The following is a 21,084-nucleotide window of genomic DNA, read 5'->3' as shown; positions in this document are numbered from 1 at the left end:
AAAAGTTTCGAGGGAGAATGATGGAAATACAGATTTATAGCCAGTCTAGTCAGGAAATCAAGGATCAGCTTTTTGAGCTGGTTCAGAGCTGCCACGTTACAGATGGGACCTATCGTCTTCCTTATCTGGATAACGCCTATAATTTTAATGTGGACATGCCAGCCTTTTTTCTGGCCAATCTAGATCATCAAACGGTCGGTTTTTTATCGGTTTATGCGGATGAGCCAGGTCAAGCAGAGGTATCTGTCTATGTATTGCCTGACTATCGCAGACAAGGCATAGCGAGAACTCTTTTGCAGGAATTTTCCAAAGTTGCAGAGAAATACGATTTATCCCAAATCGAATACATCAGTGAAGCTAAGTTTTTAGCAGACCATCCGACCTTTGCTGAGAAGTTTGACTATGATTTGAAAGAAACGGAAATTTGGCTGGAGCAGGCGGCGGGGACTTTCCCTGAAGAAGAAAAAGAAGGCGTGGAAGTTTTACTGGGAAAAAAAGAAATGGTTGCGGAGATTGCAGCGTTTCAGTCTCAGATTTTTGAAATGCCCATGGAGACTACGCTTCACTATGCCAGCCAAGCGCTGGAGAGTCCAGATAGCTTGCTCTATGTCCTGAAAAAAGATGGTCAAATCGTGGCGTCTTGCTCAGTGGATACAAGTTTTGGAAGTAATCATCTGTTCGCCTTAGCTGTGGATCAGGCTTTTCAGGGACAGGGACTGGGGAGTCACCTAGTCAGTTCTATCTTGAATGACCTTGCTAGCCGAAATGGACAAGTCTGTCAAATTGTGGTAGAAACTCAAAATACAGGTGCCCTGAGGCTGTATGAAAGATTGGGCTTTAAACGAAAATCGGAAACAGTTTATTTAAAGAGAAAATAAAAAGATTAACCTTCAGAGAAGAGCGGCATGGAGGTCAGGAGATCTGTTTATGATAAAGAGAAAAGAGCCATTATTAGTCCAGGCCGGCTTGGTTCTAGGCTTACTAGCTTTGGGAAATTTAGTCGGTGATGTCAGTCAGTTCTTGCGCTACCTTTTAGCAAGTCTGGCATTCTTGTTTTTCCTTCATCTAGTGGTGGGAATGCTGACCCATACCGAGCAAGTCAAAGAGCAACTAGGTCAAGCGCTAGTGGCCTCGGTCTTCCCGACATTTTTCATGCAAGGAATGGTGGCTTCGACCTATCTAGCGAGCTGGACTTTTTTGGGAAATTTGACCCGAATTAGTGCGCAAGTGCTATGGTGGCTGAGCTTTAGTGGCTTAGTTTTCTTGATGGTCTATTATATCCTGACCTTTGTCTTCCCTTTCAAGTGGGAGAATGTCTTTCCTGCTTGGACGGTCTTATTTGTCGGGATCGGTGTCGCTCCGTTGACAATTGCTGTTCCCCAGCAGGTGGCTTTGGGGCAGCTGGTCTTTTGGTACGGCCTTTTAGCGACCATCTTGGTCTTGCCAATCGTCCTTTATAAGACCTATAAAATTGGCTTAGCAGAGAATGTTCGTCCAAATACGACAACGATTTGTGCGCCTATTTCCTTGATGACAGCGGCTTATGTAGCTACTTTTTCTCAGCCAAATCCTGTCTTATTGAGCTTGCTCTTGATTTCAGGTCAATGCTTTTATGCTTTTATTTTGTGGCAATTGCCTCGTTTGATCAATCGTCCTTTTTCAGCAGGGTTTTCTGCCTTTACCTTCCCCTTGGTTATTTCGGCTGTGGCCTTGAAGCAATCTTTAAATGCATTGAATCTTGGTCGAGCTGGGCAAATTCTGCTTACTTTTGAAGTCTTAATAGCCCTGCTCGTCGTTCTTTATGTCACCTTCTTGTATGCAAAGGATATTTTGGGCAAATGAGGCAGATTTCAGAGATGTATTTCCAAGAGGAAAGTCACTGCCTACCTTTGAGGAAGGCTGAGTTTATGATATAATTAGGAGTATTTGTAAAAGGAAAAAGATATGAATATTCAACAATTGCGTTATGTAGTGGCCATTGCCAACAGCGGAACCTTCCGTGAAGCAGCAGAAAAAATGTATGTCAGCCAGCCCAGTCTATCTATCGCGGTGCGAGATTTGGAAAAGGAGCTAGGATTTAAGATCTTCCGCCGGACGAGTAGCGGAACCTTTCTGACTCGGCGGGGTATGGAATTTTACGAGAGAGCTCAGGAATTGGTCAAAGGCTTCGATGTCTTTCAAAATCAGTATGCTAATCCTGAAGAGGAAAAGGATGAATTTTCCATTGCCAGTCAGCACTATGACTTTTTGCCGCCTTTGATAACAGAGTTTTCTCAGCGTTATCCTGACTACAAGAATTTTCGCATTTTCGAGTCGACAACCGTGCAGATTTTGGATGAAGTAGCCCAAGGCCACAGTGAGATTGGGATTATTTATCTCAATAATCAGAATAGCAAGGGCATCATGCAACGGATTGAAAAGCTAGGCTTGGAAGTCATCGAGCTAATTCCTTTCCAGACCCACATTTATCTGCGGGAAAATCATCCTCTGACTCAAAAGGAAGAGTTGGTCATGGAGGACTTGGCAGATTTGCCGACGGTTCGCTTCACTCAGGAAAAGGACGAGTATCTCTATTATTCAGAGAACTTTGTCGATACCAGTGCCAGCTCCCAGATGTTTAATGTGACGGACCGAGCTACGCTGAATGGAATTTTGGAGCGGACGGATGCTTATGCAACGGGCTCCGGTTTCTTGGACAGCAATAGTGTCAATGGCATCACTGTCATCAAGCTCCGAGACAATTTGGATAATCGCATGGTTTATGTCAAGCGGGAAGACGTGGACTTGAGTCAGGTTGGAGAAGCCTTTGTAGCTGTTATGAAAGAATATTTTGCACAGAAAAGAGAAGTATGAAACGAAAGATTACCATTCCTTTTTTAGTTGTTCTTTTGATTGCTCTCGATCAAGCGGTCAAGTATTATATTGTTTCCAATTTTTCTTTGGGGCAAGTTAGAAAGTTTATTCCTAAGATTGTCAGTTTGACTTACCTGCGAAATACTGGTGCTGCCTTTTCTATCTTGGAAAATCAGCAGTGGTTTTTCGCCTTGATTACCTGTACCGTGATTGGAGTTGCTGTTTGGTATTTACTTAAAAATATTCAGGGTTCAAAATGGTTGCTGACGGGACTAATTCTAATTATTGCTGGTGGTTTGGGCAATTTCATTGACCGGATCCAGCAGGGATTTGTAGTGGATATGTTCCAGTTGGATTTTGTCAATTTTGCTATTTTTAACGTAGCGGATATGTACCTGACTGTTGGAGTAGTGATTTTATTACTGGTAATTTTGAAGGAAGAAACAAATGGAATTGAAAATTGATGCAGCAGCCGCAGACCTGCGTTTGGACAAGGCAGTGGCGGACTTGACAGAGCTATCCCGTGGTTTAGCCAATGAACAGATAAAAAATGGCCAGATTTTGGTCAATGGAGAGGCAAAAAAAGCCAAGTATGCCGTTAAAGAAGGCGATGTCATTTCTTATGAAGTACCTGAGCCAGAGGTAGTTGAATATGTGGCTGAGAATATTCCGCTAGAAATCGTCTATCAGGATGAGGATGTGGCCGTCGTCAACAAGCCACAAGGCATGGTGGTTCACCCGTCAGCTGGGCATACTAGCGGTACTCTGGTCAATGCCCTCATGTATCACATAAAAGACTTGTCTGGCATCAACGGAGTTCTCCGACCGGGCATTGTCCATCGGATTGATAAGGATACTTCTGGCCTTTTGATGATTGCCAAGAATGACCAAGCCCATCTGGCACTTGCAGATGAGCTCAAGGATAAGAAATCCCTCCGTAAGTACTGGGCGATTGTCCATGGAAATCTGCCTAATGACCGCGGAGTGATTGAGGCGCCGATTGGCCGCAGTGAAAAAGACCGCAAGAAACAGGCAGTCACAGCCAAGGGGAAACCCGCTCTGACACGTTTCCAAGTCTTGGAACGTTTTGGGGACTATACCTTGGTTGAGCTCCAGCTGGAGACGGGACGGACGCATCAAATCCGTGTTCACATGGCTTACATTGGTCATCCTGTTGCTGGTGATGAGGTTTATGGACCTCGTAAGACCCTGAAAGGCCATGGTCAATTTTTGCACGCGCGAACACTGGGCTTCACCCATCCTCGGACTGGAGAAGTGCTGGAATTTACGGCTGAAGCGCCAGCTATTTTCCTAGAAACTCTTGAAAAACTCAGAAAAGTTCATGACTAATCGTCTCCGTATTTATGAGACTCTAGATAAATGGAAAATTAAGTCGACTGTCTTGCTTACAGTCGTTTTTATTTTCGACAAATCATGATATAATAAATAGAATACCCTAAAAGGATGAGAAAAATGAATTTAGAAGATTTGAAAAAACGTCAGGAGAAAATTCGCAATTTCTCCATCATTGCCCATATTGACCACGGGAAATCAACCTTAGCTGATCGGATTTTGGAGGCAACGGAGACAGTTTCCAGTCGGGAAATGCAGGCCCAACTTTTGGACAGCATGGACTTGGAGCGGGAGCGCGGTATCACCATTAAGCTCAATGCTATCGAGCTGAATTACACTGCTAAAGATGGGGAAACCTATATCTTCCACTTGATTGACACGCCGGGACACGTGGACTTTACCTATGAAGTATCGCGGTCGTTAGCGGCCTGTGAAGGAGCTATTCTAGTTGTGGATGCGGCTCAGGGGATTGAAGCTCAAACACTTGCCAATGTTTATCTAGCGCTGGATAATGACTTGGAAATCCTGCCAGTCATCAATAAGATTGACCTACCAGCAGCCGATCCAGAGCGGGTGCGGTCAGAAATTGAAGACGTGATTGGTCTGGATGCTAGCGAAGCCGTATTGGCTTCTGCCAAGGCTGGTATCGGAATTGAAGAAATTTTAGAGCAGATTGTGGAAAAAGTCCCAGCTCCGACTGGAAATGTTGAAGCACCACTCAAAGCCTTGATTTTTGACTCGGTCTATGATGCCTATCGTGGGGTAATCTTGCAAGTACGGGTGATGGACGGCGTGGTTAAGCCAGGTGATACCATTCAGCTCATGAGCAATGGTAAGACCTTTGATGTAACTGAGGTCGGCATCTTTACACCTAAGGCTGTTGGACGTGATTTCTTAGCGACAGGGGATGTTGGTTATATCGCAGCCTCTATCAAGACGGTACAGGACACTCGGGTCGGAGATACAGTGACCTTGGCGGACAATCCCGCATCTGAGCCACTAGACGGTTACAAGCAGATGAATCCCATGGTATTTGCGGGTCTCTATCCGATTGAGTCCAATAAATACAATGACCTGCGTGAGGCTTTAGAAAAACTTCAGCTAAACGATGCCAGTCTGCAGTTTGAGCCAGAAACATCGCAAGCACTAGGATTTGGTTTCCGCTGTGGTTTCTTGGGCTTGCTGCACATGGATGTTATTCAGGAGCGTTTGGAGCGTGAGTTTAATATTGACCTGATCATGACGGCACCATCTGTTATCTATAAGGTTAATCTGACAGATGGTGAAACCATTGATGTCTCTAATCCGAGCGAGTTTCCGGATCCGACCAAGATTGATTCGATCGAGGAGCCCTATGTCAAGGCGCAGATTATGGTGCCGCAGGAATTTGTCGGAGCGGTGATGGAGTTGGCACAGCGCAAGCGCGGTGACTTTGTGACCATGGACTATATCGATGATAATCGGGTCAATGTCATCTATCAAATCCCACTTGCTGAAATCGTCTTTGACTTCTTTGACAAGCTCAAGTCCTCTACTCGTGGTTATGCTAGCTTTGACTATGAAATCTCAGAGTATCGCTCATCCAAGCTGGTTAAGATGGATATTCTTCTCAATGGCGACAAGGTTGATGCTCTCAGCTTTATCGTTCACAAGGAATTTGCCTATGAGCGTGGCAAGCTGATTGTGGACAAACTCAAGAAAATCATCCCTCGTCAGCAGTTTGAAGTACCCATTCAGGCAGCTATTGGTCATAAGATTGTGGCTCGTACTGATATCAAGGCACTTCGTAAAAACGTACTTGCCAAGTGTTATGGTGGTGACGTTTCTCGGAAGCGCAAACTTCTTGAAAAACAAAAAGCCGGTAAAAAACGAATGAAAGCTATCGGATCTGTCGAAGTCCCACAAGAGGCCTTCCTCAGCGTCCTGAGTATGGATGAGGAATAAAGTCGGATTTAATCGCCTGAGTTCAGTATTACAAAGCGAAGAAAAACAGTAGATCTGTTCCTAAAAATAAGATTGGGAAGTAATCTTAGATAGTGCGAGTTTATTTATAATGTTTGGATGATATGAAAATCTAGATAGTTCGGATCCATGTAGTTAAAAAGGAGGTTTGTTATGACAAAAAAATATTTTCTTAGTTTTTTGATAGTTCTGGTTGGTCTGTCTCTGTCCTCTTGTGGCCTTATTAAAAATTATGGTAATCGGAAATCGTCTACTTCTAGTAGTACAACTAGTCAAGTTTCTCAAAAAGATAGCAGCAAGTCTGATAAAGCTAGTGACAAAGATGTTTCTACTACAACCGAGACCAAGCGCATTGGTTCGGCTGATTACGGCTATATCGATATTCCAAGTAATTGGATCAAGTTCACCGACTTAGATGGTGGCGACAGCGTTCAGTTCACGGATGGCTCAGCTTATAATATCGTTACCATGAATGGCTATACTAGAGAAAAAGCTCATGTCCAAGATGGGGAAACTTTCAATGCTGAGCTAATTGCCCAGCGACTAGCCTATAGTTGGAATGATAATAAAGATGTAGAAAAAATGTGGGGAGCAAAATCCACTGTTTCTGGCAATGAAGCTTTCCAACTGAATGTAATTATGAAATCAGGGCAGCTAGTTGTTTCTTGGGTTTTCCAAAAAGGCGACAAAGTGTATTTGATCTCTTTTGAAGGCGACCGAGAAACCTTGGCTTCTGTTATTTCCTACATAGAAGAAACATGGAGCCTTGACGAAAAAGGCCCAACTAACAATCTTTAAAACAAAGTAAATGAGAGTGGGATAGAAATCGATAATTCGTTAGAATTCGATTTCGTCGTCTCACCTCTGCACAGTTGAGTAGGGCTGTAAAAGCTGATGAAATCAGCGTAATAGAGCCCACTCAACCACTGCGTCTTGCTCGACAATCAAAGATAATTGAGAGGCTAGGACTTTTGTCCCAGTCTCATTTTTTTGAGATTTATGATATAATGCTAACGAAAATCAACTGATTAGAAAGTAGTTTATGACTCAAGAAATTGACCTTGAAAAATACCACCAATTAGCCCTGCAAAAGCAGAAAGAGCACCGAAAATTTTTAGCCAATCTCAAGAAAAAGCCACCAAAAAACCTCGATAAGATTGCCCAGCAAATCCATGATGAGGTCTTTGAGGAGATTGACTGTACAGCCTGCGCCAATTGTTGTAAAACTCTAGGGCCAGACTTTAAGGAAGCCGACATTGTCCGCATTGCCAAGTATTTCAAGATGAAGCTGCCGGCTTTTGAAGAGGAGTTTCTGCAGGTGGATGAAGACGGCGACAAGGTTTTCAAGGCCATGCCTTGTCCCTTTTTAGGTGGAGACAATCTCTGCTCGATCTACGAGGTCCGTCCCAAGGCCTGCCGCGAGTTTCCTCATACAGACCGCAAAAAGATTCATCAGATTAACCATCTGACAATCAAAAATACCCTGACCTGCCCAGCGGCCTATCTCTTTGTGGAGAAGCTGCGGGATAGGTTGTAGAATCGCCCTCTAAATCTTGTACAAAAATTCTGGGGCGAAAGTATCTTAGAACTGCTAGACTGTAGTTAGGAGGTAAGCAGAAAAGATTATGATGCATCAATTCAATAAAACCATGGAATATCTGGAAAGTAAGTTGGACGCAGAAGTGAACTTGCAGACATTTCAGCAGCTGTCAGGCTATTCTTATGCTCTTTTTAGCAGGCTCTTTTCCATCCTTGCGGATATGACGTTAGCAGAATACCTACGCAATCGCAGGCTGTCAGAAGCTGTGACAGACTTGCGGGAAAGCTCTGAGAAAGTCATTGACATAGCGCTGAAATACGGCTATGAGTCTGCGGATGCTTTTAGCGCAGCCTTCAAGAAATTCCATGGTGCAACCCCCTCGGAAGTTCGAAATGGAAAACCTTATCGGGTCTTTCCTAGACTTCAATTATCCTTAAAGATTACAGGAGGAAAGAACATGGATATCAAGATTCAAAAGAAAACTGCTTTTACCGTGGCAGGCGTCCTATTGGAAGCTATTGACAATAGCAAATGCCCGTCTGCATGGGAGCAGCTCTATGCAAATCACAGCTTTGAAAGCTTAGAAAGTCTGGGAAGTGGCCAATCCTTTGGCGTCTGCTCTGATGTTAAAGAAGGCGAAATCATCAACTATATGGCTGCCTATGATGTGGCGGATAAGGCTAAAGCAGAAGAACTAGGTCTGTCCATCAAAGAAATCGCAGAAGCTGAATATGCCATCGTGCCAGTCAAAGGCGCTATACCAGCCAGCATCCATCATGCTTGGAAATATGTTTTGGAAGTCTTTTTCCCAGAAACTGGCTATCGCCACTCAGGAACACCAGACTTTGAAGTTTATACCGAGGGAGACATGTCCTCTCCAGACTATCAAATGGAACTTTGGATACCAGTAGTGAAATAAAATGGTGATTGCAAGTCATTTTTTAGGCGTTGATTACAGAGGAGGATGATGCTATGCAGATGTATTTTGGGGACGTTTCTCTTTGTTATACATATTCACTTGCGATGGCGCTGCATTCGTATGGTCATGATGTTCGCCCTGAGTTTTTGGAAGCTATTATGGTGTTGGGAAATGGCGCTAGTATTGTAAAGAAAGATGAAAAACATCCCTTAGTCTTCTTTGATAATGGGATGCCAGATAGTTCTATCAGCCATTCTTTAAACATTCTGGGTTTTACATATGATGAATACTATATAAAGGATTCAAATGCGATGAATCTTCTCTCTATCAGAGAAATGCTAAGCAAGTTCTTGCTCAGCGGGCCAGTTGTTCTTGGCCCTTTGGACATGGGGTATCTGACTTATAATCCCAATCATATTCATTTGTATGGGGTGGACCATTTTGTTTCAGTTTATGATCTAGATGATGAGTTTATCTATTTCCATGATCCAGCAGGCTTTGCTTGTATGAAAATGACTTTCTCAGAATTTTTTAAAGCCTGGGAAGCTAAAAATATCGACTATAAAAGAGGTTCTTTCTCCATGTGGGGAAACTTCAAAAAAATCAAATCTCCAACTTTCAAAGAAATTTACCAGAAAACATCTATGTTGATGAAGCAACAATATGAAGATGGCGAGGAGAATGTGATAGCAAGATATGCTAAGTCGGTGGCGGACAATGGCTTGAATGAAGAACAAAAGCATCTTCATCAATACTTTAGCTTCAAATTAGCTTCTATCAGAAATCTATACATGAGCAACTTCTTAAAAGACCATGATACGGTCAGATCTGAACTAAAAGAAAATTTAGCAAAATTGTTCGGCCAAGCTCATCTATTTTGTATCAAGGAAGATTACCAAAAATTGTCTGAAGTCTTGTTCGATATAGCGGCGCTAGATAATAAGTTTAGAGATTTGTGTATTCACTATAAAGTAGAGTAGAAGAAGTGAGAAAAACGAAGATGCTGTTTGGTAATGTAGCAGGATCAAAACAAGAGCCACCAAACTTTCAAATGAAAGTCTGGATTCCGGTAGTGAAATAGATTAGAAACCAGCCGTTTATTTTTGAGCGGCTGTTTTTTTTATGCATTGTGGTATAATGAAGCTAGTACAGTTGCAGAAAGGTTTTTGACTTTATCATACAACTAAAGAATAGTAAAAATTAAATAATACAAATAAACGCTTATAATCTGTCCTATATAAATAATTTCTGGGGATTGTGTATTTGCTATCATATTTGCAATTTGATTAGTAAGAAAGCTTTTATTTTATTATAAATGTAAATAGAAAAGCGTTAAATAGTATTTAATGTTTCATAAAAATAATTCAATATTAGTTTATGATAAATCTTTTTAAAAGATTATTTAAAGTAGATAATAAAAATAGCTAAATTACTCTCTTTTGTTTACGGTTACATGTCCTTAGGTACTGGTTTTTAATAATATATTTATATTGTAGTAGCAAACAGAATATGATATAATACGCATACAGAAAAATAATTTTATGGTTTAAGAGGTACGTCTATGTCTATTGATTTATTTAATAAGGAACTTCGAAAAAATGCAATAAATGATTTTAATGAGGCTGTTAACCGTTATGAGGGTGTCGCAAAGACTTTGGGAAATAATGCAAATTCTCTTTACTCCAAGCGCATCAAAGGAGTAGATTTAGTTAAAGTTGTTGAAGAACGTATTAATCAACTAGCTAATACACCTAAAGAATTTGACATAAACTTGAAAAAAATAGAGATTGAGATGGAAAACTTTGCGGTAAAGCAACGCGAAATAAAGAAAGCAGAGCTAGAAGCAAAGGCTGCTTCCGGTGGAACAGGAGTAGGTGCGACATTGAGTGCGCTTGGAGTAGCGGTTGCTACTATGGGGCCAACTGCTGCAATGAGTATTGCCACTACATTTGGAGTGGCATCTACAGGTACTGCTATTTCAACATTATCTGGTGCAGCAGCAACTAATGCTGCCTTAGCTTGGCTTGGTGGAGGAGCTTTAGCAGCTGGTGGCGGCGGGATGACTGCTGGAAGCGCATTATTAGCTTTGGCTGGACCAGTTGGCTGGAGTTTAGCTGGTGTTATGTTTGCAGGTTCTATAGGCACAGGTTTCTTTGCAAGAAATAAAAATAGAGAAACTGCTGATAGTGTTACCAAAGATAGAGAAAAACTAGAAATAGTAATTCGAAGATTTAACAATAAGAATTCTGAAGTCATATCATTGATTAAATTGACTGAAATTCAAATTAATGGTATTAAGAATGCCCTATCTTCTCTAAAAGGGAATGATTATAGCTTATTTTCCCATGATGAAAAAAATCAAGCTGGCTTATTAGTTAATTCAACATTGACATTGGCTCAGCTAATTAATAAGGAACTTAAGTTAGATGCTTGATGAACAGAGCCGTGACAATGTATTGGAACAAAGCATTGCAGCATATGTTGATTATCTGAATAGTATAAGATTATCAGATTTATTACATTCATTAGATATGATTCTAGTAAATGAAACGAATAAGCTTTCAGATTTAGCTACGAGAACAGCCAATGCATTATCAAATCTTGATTTAGCCAAACTAGAAATTGAAAATCTTATAAGTAATAATCGAGGTGGTGACACAGGAGCACATGGTTTTATAGCTGAATTTGCTGAAACTGGCATTAGAAACGCAAGAGATGTTTTTGAAGGATTGCAAAAAAGTATCATTTTGTTGAATGATAATGGGGCAGCTGATATATTACTTCAGGGTAATGAAGTTCAGATGAAATTTTATTCTAATATCTTAGAGGAGATTAAACAGGCTTCTAGATATGAAAATATGATTATGATGTTTCCTAAAGACCATGTAGAGGTTATTGAAAAAATTATGAGTGGAGCAAAAACTGTTGAATATAATGGTAACAGGTTATCACTCTCACAAATTAATAAAATTAAACAGGCTATTGAAAATGAAAGTAATCTACGTGGATCTCGATATAATGAGTGGTTAAGACCCTCTTTATTACGATACAGAGATGTTCAAAAAGGTACTATTAATCAAACATTATCTGGTGAAGTTGATGCTATTAATAAACAAGCATTTCAACAAGAGTTGGATATAAAAAATAAGGCAAACAAGGAGAAATCAGTTGCTTATCAAAAATCACAACCCACTTTTGCTGAGGCTTCAAAAGTTGCTGGTGTTGGCGCAGCAGTTCAAGGTGGACTGAACTTAGCTATTTTTATTTATAGAAAACATAACGATGGAAAAGATATTTGGGATTTTGATGCTAATGATTGGCAACAATGTGGTATCAGTACAGCAAACGGTGCTATAAAAGGTGGAGTATCAGGGTTTGCTATTTATGGACTTACAAATGTTTGTCATTTAGCTGCGCCCAGTGCAGGAGCAATTGTTTCTGGCACATTTGGATTAAGTACAGCTATTGTTAAGTACAGAAATGGAGATATCGATACTGATGATTTTATCAATTTAGTAACATTGAATTCCCTTGATGCTACAGGGGCAGCGATTGGGGCAGCAATAGGGCAATCGTTGATTCCAATACCTGTTATAGGAGCTCTAATTGGTTCAATTGTTGCAACTACAGCCCTTAGTTTAGGGAAGGACATGCTAAATAAGCATGAGCGAAGTGTAATCCTTAGTTATCAAAGAGATGTAAATGATTATATAAATCGTTTAGATATTAAGTTTAAAAAACAACTAGATAAACTAATGAGCCTATATCATGAACTTGGTGAACTTCAAGAATATGCTTTTGACTACAATTTGAATTTATCATTGAGATTTATATCTTCCATTGACATGGCTAAGAAGATAGGAGTTCCCGAAACTAAAATTCTAAAAAATATTGATGAGATAGATGATTATTTTTTATCTTGATATTCCTCTTATCTAAATAATTATTTGAGGTACATTTTTCCATATATTATAGTGACTCTATTTTAGCACGAGTTTCCTTAAGTCAGGAGCAGAGCACCAGATTTTGAAGTCTACACTGAGGGTGATATGTACTCCCCAGATTATCAAATGAAAGTCTGGATTCCAGTTGTGAAATAGATTAGAAATCAGCCGTTCATTTTTGAGCGGCTGGTTTTTTATGCATTGTGGTATAATGAAGCTAGTACAGTTGCAGAAAGGATTTCGATTTTGTCATACAAATTTCTACTTTTTGACCTTGACCATACGTTGCTGGATTTTGATACGGCAGAAGACATCGCGCTGACTCATTTTTTAGAGGAGCAGGGCGTAACGGAGATTCAGACCTACAAAGACTATTATATTCCCATGAACAAGGGGCTTTGGCGCGATCTGGAGCAGGGGAAAATCACCAAGCCAGAGCTGGTCAACACTCGCTTTTCTCGTCTTTTTGCTCATTTTGGCATTGAGAAAGATGGCGCCGAGTTAGCCCTTCTCTATCAGCAGCATATTGCTCAGCAGGGTCAGACCTACGCTGGTGCTAGCGAGCTTTTGGACAGTCTGACTACAGCTGATTATGAGATTTATGGAGCCACCAATGGTATCACGGCTATTCAGACCGGTCGCATGGCCAATTCCGACATTTCTCCTTATTTTAATCACATTTTCATCTCAGAAAAGATAGGGACTCAGAAGCCCGAAGCTTTGTTTTATGAAAAAATAGCAGAGCAGATACCAGATTTTTACTTGTCTCAGGCTTTGATGATTGGAGATTCCTTGACAGCAGATATTGCTGGCGCCAATAATGCAGGACTGGACTCTATTTGGTACAATCCCAAGCAGCTGATGAACAATAGCAGTGCGCAGCCGACTTATACGGTATCTTCCTATGAAGAAATTAAAAAATTACTGCTTTGAAAAAATTTTTAAGTCTGTCAAGAAAAAAACTTGACAGCTGTTTTTAATATGCTATAATAGAACATGTGCTAAATAGCTCAGCTATTTCACCGAAATAAAAAATAAGAAAAGAGAAATTTTAAAAATGGCAGTAAAAATCCGTTTGACTCGTATGGGTTCTAGAAAAACCTTCTACCGTATCAACGTTGCAGATTCACGTTCACCTCGTGACGGACGTTTCATCGAAACAGTTGGAACTTACAACCCACTTGTTGAAGAAAACCAAGTGACTTTGAAAGAAGATCGTGTTCTTGCATGGTTGGCTGACGGAGCTCAACCTTCAGATACAGTTCGCAACATCCTTTCAAAAGCTGGTGTTTTGAAGAAATTCCACGATTCAAAATACTCTAAATAATAGAAGTGCAGGTTGATATATGGACACGATTGAAAATCTCATTATTGCGATAGTGAAACCTTTGATTTCACAGCCAGATGCCTTAACTATCAAGATTGAAGATACGCCTGAGTTTTTAGAGTATCATCTTGATCTTGATCCAAGCGATGTTGGACGTGTGATCGGTCGTAAAGGTCGTACTATCTCCGCTATAAGGACGATTGTTTACTCTGTCCCAACCGAGTACAAAAAAGTTCGCATCGTTATTGATGAGAAATAAGAAGCAGCGGGGCATGTGTCCCGTTTTTTCTATGGCCCTTAATGAAACAAGCCGTTAGGCGTAGTTGCATTTAGGGCCATTGATGCAGTTCGAGCTCCGCGAGAACTACGTTCCTTATTATCCTTAATGAAACAAGCCGTTAGGCGTAGTTGCATTTAGGGCCATTGATGCAGTCCGAGCTCCGCGAGAACTACGCTCCTTATTATCCTTAATGAAACAAGCCGTTAGGCGTAGTTGCATTTAGGGCCATTGATGCAGTTCGAGCTTCGCGAGAACTAGGTACTTCATTTAAGATAAAAACGAAATGCAGGGGCGAGTTTAGAGAAATTCGAAACTGGAGGACATATGAAGCCAGAAGATTATGCTTGGAACGCTCATGAGCGTATGTGTTATGAGAATAATCAAGTGAGTCTACCGAGCCCTTACAAGCTGAAAATCCTGGATGATGGTGAGAAGAGATTGGAATTGGAGCTTGTTTTGGAACAGCTTCCTCAGGGGCAACTGGCTCGATGGGCTATGAAAATGGCGTCAAGCTTTATAGCTCTGATTGATGCGGAAGATGAGTCTGAAAAGAAGAAGATTTTGACTCAGGTAAGAGAGGTTTTTCAGGCTCGACTTGATGGGAGGGCATCTGCCTATGAACTAAGGCAGGCTGGTTTCTTGGCTAACAAACTGTCGCAGCAAGCCCAATCACAAATCGGTAAGTATGCTGCGCGTGTCTTTGCCCAAGCAGTCGCAACAGGCCACATGCGGGGCCATGCTATTGTCGCAGCGGATTACGCCATCAAAGTCAGGAACTTGCAGAGTCCAGATGATTTGCAGCGGGCTGTCAAGGAAAGAGAAGGGCAGATAGAGCTGGCCTCTGCTTTTATTAGATCAGGAAAGGAAACTTTATGAAGCATTTATTTTCACGCTTGTCACCAGCGCAAAAGATTATCTTGTCTTTTCTTCTGGTGATATTCTGTGGCTCCTTGCTACTCAGTCTCCCTTGGGTGCAGACGGCAAGTTCCCAAGCGGGCTATCTGGATCATCTTTTTACAGCTGTCTCGATGGTCTGTGTGACAGGGCTTTTTACTCAATCGGTTGTGGATACATACAATGTCTGGGGACAGCTCCTTTGTATGCTGCTGATTCAGATTGGTGGTTTGGGAATCCTGACTTTTATCGGATTTTTTACCATGGAAAGTCGGAAAAAGCTCAGCCTCAAGGATCGCCGTATTCTGCGGGATAGTTTTAGTTATGGTCACAATCGTACCTTAGGTCAATTTGTCCGTTCGATTTTTATCACGACTTTTACTATCGAAGGACTGGGCGCTCTCCTTCTTATGATTCGCTTCATTCCCAAGTTTGGTCTGAGAAAAGGGATTTTTAATTCTATCTTTTTAGCCGTTTCTGCATTTTGTAATGCGGGCTTTGATAATTTTGGCAATGATAGCCTACTAGGCTTGCAGACAGATGTTTTGGTCAATATCACCTTGGCTCTCCTCATCATTACTGGAGGACTTGGCTTTATGGTCTGGTTTGACTTGGCGACTAAACTGGGAGGAAAACAGAAGGGGCTGCACTTTCATACTAAGGTAGTCTTACTGCTGACTGCTGGTCTCCTCGTTATTGGGACGGTCGCGAGTCTTTGGACGGAGTATCATAATCCTGGAACGATTGGCAATCTTTCCTTTGGCGATAAGCTACTGGTCAGCTTTTTCCAGACAGTCAGTATGAGGACAGCTGGCTTTGCTTCCATAGATTATACGGCTGCTCGTCCAGTAACCCTGTTTATCTATCTGCTCCAGATGTTTTTAGGAGGAGCTCCGGGTGGTACAGCGGGCGGTCTGAAGATTACCACCTTCTTAGTTCTTTTGCTGTTCGCTCGTAAGGAGATTTTGAGCTTGCCACATACCAATCTTGGTCGGAGAACGCTGGCTCCTCAGCTAGTGCAGAAGGCTTTTGGTGTGACAGTGATTTTTCAGCTGACATTTCTGCTTGGTCTTTTGGCTCTTGGGCTAGTGACCGATAGCGGTCATCGCTTTATTTACCTGATATTTGAGACTGTGTCAGCACTGGCTACAGTTGGTGTCACGGCAAATATCACTACCAGCCTCAATACAGCTGGTATGATTGTGATTATGCTGCTAATGTTTATTGGACGGGTGGGGCCGCTGACTCTTATGGTTAGTATTAACCATTACCAACCGAAGAAGGCGACTACCTTGCACTACAGCAAGGCGGACATTATGATTGGATAGGAGAAAAGAAATGGCTAATCAAACAGTTGGAATCCTCGGCTTGGGGATTTTTGGACAGAGTATCATTGAGGCCTTGATTTCTCAGGATGTAGAAATCATTGCGATTGATAATCACGAAGAGACAATCAATCAGTATGAAGACATGATTGCCGTCGGTGTGATCGGGGACATTACTGATATGGAACTTTTGGAGGCGGCAGACGTTGGTTCCTGTGATACGGTCGTCGTGGCGACTGGAGAAAGTCTGGAATCCAGTGTTCTAGCGGTCATGCACTGTAAGGCATTGGGCGTTAAAAATGTCATTGCCAAAGTCAAGGATGAAGTAACCCAGCAGGTACTGGAAAAGGTGGGAGCTGATTTGGTTATCCTGCCTGAAGTGGAGGCTGGTATTTCATTGGCTAAGACCATTCTCTTTAACCATTCGATTGAGGTTTTCCAGCTGGATGATGATGTAGTTGTGGCTGAGTTTGAGTTGCCTACTAGCTGGGTCGGGAAAACGGTCCGTGAAGTAGACGCTCGTAGGCTGTATCATCTCAATATCATCGGCTATCGTCTGACAAAAAATCAGCCTTTGGAAAGCCAATTTACCCCAGACTTTGTTTGGCCAGCAGGTGTCAGCATTATAGCTGTGACTGATAACCAGCATTTGGATAATTTACGTGAAATAGTGAAGTAGTAGCTAGAATAAGACCTCTTCGCTGGGAGTTCAACCGGTTCTAACTAGGCATTCGGTACCTCTCTATTATATGAAAAAATCGATACATAGAGAGTGGGACAGAAATCGGTAATTCGTTAGAATTCGATTTCGTCGTCCCACCTCCGCACAGTTGAGTAGGGCTGTAAAAGCTGATGAAATCAGCCTAGTAGAGCCCACTCAACCACTACGTCTTGCTCGACAATCCAAAGACAATTGAGAGGCTAGGACTTTTGTCCCAGCCTCTTTTTTGAAACCAGTTGCAAAATTTGTTATACTATCACTAGAAAAGGAGTGATTTTATGAGCTTAACCAGCCAGATCATTACAGCAGATTTTCCAGATTTGGATAAGGTAGAGGCTTTGAATAATGAAGCTTTCCCAGAAGAGGAAAGGATACCGCTCAGTGAATTTTTACGATATGAGGAACAGGAAGATGCTAATTTTTTCGCCTTTTATCGTGAAAAGGAGTTTGTTGGTTTTGCCTTTGCCATCTCCAACGAGCAAGCCTTTTATGTTAGTTTCTTTGCGATTATGCCGCATCTACGCAGCCATGGCTATGGTGGTGAAATCATCGAAAAGCTGGTCAATTTCTATCAGCGAACTATGCTTTTAGAAATCGAGCGTCTAGATGAGCCGTGTGACAATCTTGAGCAGCGTCAAGATCGCTGGGATTTCTATCACAGCAAGGGTTTTCGCTCAGCCAATGCCTTTCTGGAATATGAGGATCTTAGCTTTGAAATCCTTTATCGAGGGGATTCTTTTGACGAAGAAGCCTACCGAGACATTTTCCGCCGACTTCAGGAGGAGAATTATTTCGATTTTGAAATCAAACATAGACGTTTCAGCGATTATTAAAAGGAAGTTCTCTGGAGCTCAATTGCGATTTGGAGCAATAAAAGATTGCTTTGTTTTTACTAAATGGAGGTTAGAATGAGACTCTGGCATCAAGAACTGATTCCTAAGCTTCCCCGTCCGCAACTGCTTGGGCAGCATCGGGAATGCTGCGCTCTTCGTGGCAATGGCTGGGGCAAGAAACATGCGACCGTTGACTATGTTTTTACTCACTCTCCTTACTTGCTTTATCGGTACCATGAGCTGATTATGGAGGAGATGAGCAAGCGAGGTTATCGTGTGTCCCCAGAGTGGCTGGAGCGGGACTATCGTGGCAAGACTTGTCCGGCTTATTCTCATCTGGAAAAAGTGGCTGTGGCGAGCACTATTTACCCTGAGCATGATGCGGCTTACTATGAGGAATGCCTGCAAAATCTCAAAGAAAAAGGCATTGCCTTATAAGCTTTTCCGCTGTCTGAGCTAGCTGCCTGCCTTGAGAAAAAGCTAGCAAAATGATACAATAAAACGAATAGTAAAAAGATTAACTGGAGTAAAAATGAATTATTTTAATGTTGGGAAAATCGTCAATACCCAAGGTTTGCAAGGCGAAATGCGGGTTCTGTCGGTGACGGATTTTGCGGAAGAGCGTTTTAAAAAAGGTAATAAACTGGCCCTTTTCGATAAGAAAGACCAGTTTGTTATGGATGTTGAGATTGCCAGCCACCGCAAGGTCAAGAACTTTGATATTATCAAGTTCAAGGGCATGTATCATATCAATGACATCGAAAAATTTCGTGATTTTAGTTTGAAAGTGGCTGAAGAAGACTTGGCTGATTTAGAAGATGGCGAATTTTACTACCATGAGATTATCGGCCTTGAAGTCTATGAAAATGATGTTCTGCTAGGTACGATTAAGGAGATTCTCCAGCCAGGAGCCAATGATGTCTGGGTGGTCAAGCGTAAAGGCAAGCGCGATTTGCTGCTGCCTTACATTCCGCCAGTAGTGTTAGGCATTGACATCGAGCAAGGTCGGGTTGATGTAGAGATACCGGAAGGACTGGACGATGAAGATTGATATTTTGACCCTCTTTCCGGAGATGTTTGCGCCCTTGGAGCACTCGATTGTGGGAAAGGCGCGAGAAAAAGGCCTCTTGGAAATCAATTATCATAATTTTCGAGAAAATGCGGAAAAATCTCGGCATGTGGATGACGAGCCTTATGGTGGCGGTCAGGGCATGCTGCTGCGGGCTCAGCCTATTTTTGATGCCTATGATGCCATTGAAAAGAAGCAACCGCGCGTGATTTTGCTGGATCCTGCCGGACGGACTTTTGACCAAGCCTATGCTGAGGAGCTGGCTAAGGAAGAGGAATTGATCTTCATCTGTGGTCACTATGAGGGGTATGATGAGCGGATCAAGACCTTGGTGACAGACGAGATTTCGCTGGGTGACTATGTCCTGACCGGAGGAGAATTGGCGGCTATGACCATGATTGATGCGACAGTTCGCCTGATTCCAGAGGTTATTGGCAAGGAAGTCAGTCACACGGATGATAGCTTTTCGTCTGGACTCTTGGAGTATCCTCAGTACACTCGTCCTTATGACTATCGCGGCATGGTTGTTCCGGAAGTGCTCATGAGTGGGCACCACGAAAATATCCGCAAGTGGCGTCTTTATGAAAGTCTGAAAAAAACCTATGAGCGCCGTCCGGACTTGCTGGAAAACTATGAATGTACAGCCGAAGAAGCCAAAATGTTGGAAGAAATTCGGGCCAATAGTAGGGATAGTGGAGACTAGATCTTTCTATCAAGTAGCAAAATTTAGATATCGATTTCTCAAAGAGGCTAGGACAAAAGTCCTAGCCTCTCACTTGTCTTTGGATTGTCTAGCAAGACGCAGTGGTTGAGTGGGCTCTACCACGCTGATTTCATCAGTCTTTTACACGCCCTTACTCCAACTTGTGGCGGGAGGGTGGGACGACGAAATCTAATTCTAACGAATTACCGATTTCTGTCCCACACTCTTTTTTTATTTGGATGAAGGGTTGGAAAATTTTTGAAAAAATTCAAACTTCCTTCTTGACAGAAAAATAAAAAGGAGTATTATCTTAACTAGTTAATAAACCAGTTAACAAAAGAGGCTATTTTTGAAAGCATTCTTGGGAAAGAATGTTTTGAAAATAGTTATTTCTTTGAATGATTGCTAAACTGGTTAAGGAGTTGAAATGAAAATCAAAAAAGTTTTGATAGCTTTAAGTCTAGTCTTGCTGGGACTTGGCCTTACCGCTTGTAGTAAAAAGGAAGCAAGTGGTGCTGGCAGCAAACGCGGGCTTAATATTGTCACGAGTTTTTACCCGATTTATTCGATGGTCAAAGAAGTCTCGGGAGATTTGAACGATGTCCGGATGATTCAGTCGGGTGCAGGGATTCATGAATTTGAGCCATCAGCCAGCGATGTAGCGGCTATTTATGAAGCAGATGTCTTTGTGTATCATTCGCGGACTTTGGAGTCTTGGGCCGGTAGTCTGGATCCTAGCTTGCAAAAGTCTAAAGTAGCGGTCGTAGAAGCCAGCAACGGGATGCAGTTGGACAAGGTGGCCGGCTTAGAAGAAGTCTCTGCTGAGGAAGGGATTGATGAAAAGACCCTCTATGATCCACATACTTGGCTGGATCCTGAAAAAGTGGCAGAAGAAGCGCGACTCATCGCCCAAGAATTGTCCAAGCTAGATAGTAAAAATGCGGATACCTATCAGAAAAATGCTCAAAAATTTGCAGAGAAGGCAAAGGCCCTGAGCCAAAAATATCAAGGAGTCTTTAGCAGGCTAGATGAAAAAACTTTCGTGACCCAGCATACGGCCTTCTCTTATCTAGCCAAGCGTTTCGGTCTCAAGCAACTGGGGATTTCAGGGATTTCGCCAGATCAAGAGCCTAGTCCAAGGCAGTTGACGGAGATACAAGACTTTATCAAGACCTATAAAGTCAAGACGATTTTTGTCGAGAGCAATGCTTCTTCTAAGTTGGCTGAAACCTTGAAGAAGGCGACAGGAGTCAACCTAAAGATGCTAAATCCTCTCGAAGCAGATCCTGAAAATGATAAGACTTATCTTGAAAATTTAGAAGATAATTTAGAAATTTTAGCGAAAGAATTAAAACAATGAG

The 21,084-nt window shown here is 42.0% G+C and carries 23 protein-coding genes and 1 pseudogene; all 24 read left to right on the top strand.

The window, feature by feature from the left end; genetic code table 11:
* Positions 1–20 precede the first annotated feature (20 nt).
* The 24 genes and pseudogenes from I872_RS05200 to I872_RS05090 all read left to right on the top strand — a co-directional run bounded on the left by I872_RS05200 (position 21) and on the right by I872_RS05090 (position 21,083).
* Complete coding sequence (locus I872_RS05200; RefSeq protein WP_015605096.1) at positions 21–878, top strand: GNAT family N-acetyltransferase; 858 nt, start codon at positions 21–23, stop codon at positions 876–878.
* A gap of 49 nt (positions 879–927) precedes the next feature.
* The gene (locus tag I872_RS05195; RefSeq protein WP_015605095.1) at positions 928–1,842 is read left to right on the top strand and encodes a TDT family transporter; all 915 of its coding nucleotides are present in this window, start codon (positions 928–930) and stop codon (positions 1,840–1,842) included.
* Positions 1,843–1,944: 102 nt separating this feature from the next.
* On the top strand, positions 1,945–2,853 hold the full coding sequence (locus tag I872_RS05190) for a LysR family transcriptional regulator (protein WP_015605094.1): 909 nt from the start codon (positions 1,945–1,947) through the stop codon (positions 2,851–2,853).
* Positions 2,850–3,317 carry a signal peptidase II gene (lspA, locus tag I872_RS05185; protein ID WP_015605093.1) on the top strand — a complete coding sequence of 156 codons (468 nt, stop codon included), beginning with the start codon at positions 2,850–2,852 and terminating at the stop codon, positions 3,315–3,317. The genes I872_RS05190 and lspA overlap by 4 nt, the downstream gene beginning before the upstream one ends.
* A complete protein-coding gene (locus I872_RS05180; protein ID WP_015605092.1) occupies positions 3,301–4,203 on the top strand; it encodes an RluA family pseudouridine synthase in 903 nt (300 codons plus the stop codon). Before lspA ends, I872_RS05180 begins: the two co-directional genes overlap by 17 nt.
* Before the next feature lie 123 nt (positions 4,204–4,326).
* Entirely contained in the window at positions 4,327–6,150 is a 1,824-nt protein-coding gene (gene lepA / locus I872_RS05175) for a translation elongation factor 4 (protein WP_015605091.1), read from the top strand.
* 171 nt (positions 6,151–6,321) lie between these two features.
* Positions 6,322–6,966: a hypothetical protein gene (locus I872_RS05170; RefSeq protein WP_015605090.1), complete on the top strand. Its 645-nt coding sequence runs from the start codon at positions 6,322–6,324 to the stop codon at positions 6,964–6,966.
* Between the two features lie 244 nt (positions 6,967–7,210).
* Positions 7,211–7,705, top strand: coding sequence for a YkgJ family cysteine cluster protein (locus I872_RS05165; protein WP_015605089.1), 495 nt, complete (start codon positions 7,211–7,213; stop codon positions 7,703–7,705).
* An 88-nt stretch (positions 7,706–7,793) separates the two neighbouring features.
* Positions 7,794–8,627, top strand: a complete 834-nt coding sequence (locus I872_RS05160; RefSeq protein WP_015605088.1) for an AraC family transcriptional regulator — start codon at positions 7,794–7,796, stop codon at positions 8,625–8,627.
* 53 nt (positions 8,628–8,680) lie between these two features.
* Positions 8,681–9,607, top strand: a complete 927-nt coding sequence (locus tag I872_RS05155) for a hypothetical protein (RefSeq protein ID WP_015605087.1) — start codon at positions 8,681–8,683, stop codon at positions 9,605–9,607.
* A gap of 581 nt (positions 9,608–10,188) precedes the next feature.
* Positions 10,189–11,061: a hypothetical protein gene (locus I872_RS05150; RefSeq protein WP_015605086.1), complete on the top strand. Its 873-nt coding sequence runs from the start codon at positions 10,189–10,191 to the stop codon at positions 11,059–11,061.
* Positions 11,054–12,550: a hypothetical protein gene (locus I872_RS05145; protein WP_015605085.1), complete on the top strand. Its 1,497-nt coding sequence runs from the start codon at positions 11,054–11,056 to the stop codon at positions 12,548–12,550. The genes I872_RS05150 and I872_RS05145 overlap by 8 nt, the downstream gene beginning before the upstream one ends.
* An 87-nt stretch (positions 12,551–12,637) precedes the next feature.
* Positions 12,638–12,727, top strand: a pseudogene (locus I872_RS11655) (AraC family transcriptional regulator); the annotation flags it as partial.
* A gap of 90 nt (positions 12,728–12,817) precedes the next feature.
* Positions 12,818–13,504 carry a pyrimidine 5'-nucleotidase PynA gene (gene pynA, locus I872_RS05140; protein WP_015605084.1) on the top strand — a complete coding sequence of 229 codons (687 nt, stop codon included), beginning with the start codon at positions 12,818–12,820 and terminating at the stop codon, positions 13,502–13,504.
* 124 nt (positions 13,505–13,628) lie between these two features.
* Positions 13,629–13,898: a 30S ribosomal protein S16 gene (gene rpsP / locus I872_RS05135; protein WP_015605083.1), complete on the top strand. Its 270-nt coding sequence runs from the start codon at positions 13,629–13,631 to the stop codon at positions 13,896–13,898.
* A 19-nt stretch (positions 13,899–13,917) separates the two neighbouring features.
* A complete protein-coding gene (gene kphA, locus I872_RS05130) occupies positions 13,918–14,157 on the top strand; it encodes an RNA-binding protein KphA (RefSeq protein WP_005590445.1) in 240 nt (79 codons plus the stop codon).
* 345 nt (positions 14,158–14,502) lie between these two features.
* Complete coding sequence (locus I872_RS05125; protein ID WP_015605082.1) at positions 14,503–15,054, top strand: putative immunity protein; 552 nt, start codon at positions 14,503–14,505, stop codon at positions 15,052–15,054.
* On the top strand, positions 15,051–16,400 hold the full coding sequence (locus I872_RS05120) for a TrkH family potassium uptake protein (RefSeq protein WP_015605081.1): 1,350 nt from the start codon (positions 15,051–15,053) through the stop codon (positions 16,398–16,400). The genes I872_RS05125 and I872_RS05120 overlap by 4 nt, the downstream gene beginning before the upstream one ends.
* A gap of 10 nt (positions 16,401–16,410) precedes the next feature.
* Positions 16,411–17,076, top strand: a complete 666-nt coding sequence (locus I872_RS05115; RefSeq protein WP_015605080.1) for a potassium channel family protein — start codon at positions 16,411–16,413, stop codon at positions 17,074–17,076.
* Positions 17,077–17,396: 320 nt separating this feature from the next.
* Entirely contained in the window at positions 17,397–17,951 is a 555-nt protein-coding gene (locus tag I872_RS05110; RefSeq protein WP_015605079.1) for a GNAT family N-acetyltransferase, read from the top strand.
* 75 nt (positions 17,952–18,026) lie between these two features.
* On the top strand, positions 18,027–18,389 hold the full coding sequence (locus I872_RS05105; protein WP_015605078.1) for a TIGR02328 family protein: 363 nt from the start codon (positions 18,027–18,029) through the stop codon (positions 18,387–18,389).
* A 94-nt stretch (positions 18,390–18,483) separates the two neighbouring features.
* The gene (gene rimM / locus I872_RS05100) at positions 18,484–19,002 is read left to right on the top strand and encodes a ribosome maturation factor RimM (protein ID WP_015605077.1); all 519 of its coding nucleotides are present in this window, start codon (positions 18,484–18,486) and stop codon (positions 19,000–19,002) included.
* Positions 18,992–19,723 (top strand): tRNA (guanosine(37)-N1)-methyltransferase TrmD, encoded by a 732-nt coding sequence (gene trmD / locus I872_RS05095; RefSeq protein WP_015605076.1) that lies wholly within the window; start codon positions 18,992–18,994, stop codon positions 19,721–19,723. Before rimM ends, trmD begins: the two co-directional genes overlap by 11 nt.
* Positions 19,724–20,150: 427 nt before the next feature.
* Positions 20,151–21,083, top strand: a complete 933-nt coding sequence (locus I872_RS05090; RefSeq protein WP_015605075.1) for a metal ABC transporter solute-binding protein, Zn/Mn family — start codon at positions 20,151–20,153, stop codon at positions 21,081–21,083.
* Position 21,084 lies beyond the last annotated feature (1 nt).

The organism is Streptococcus cristatus AS 1.3089 (assembly GCF_000385925.1).
GTDB classification, from domain to species: domain Bacteria; phylum Bacillota; class Bacilli; order Lactobacillales; family Streptococcaceae; genus Streptococcus; species Streptococcus cristatus_B.
This window is presented reverse-complemented; position numbering and strand designations above follow the sequence as displayed.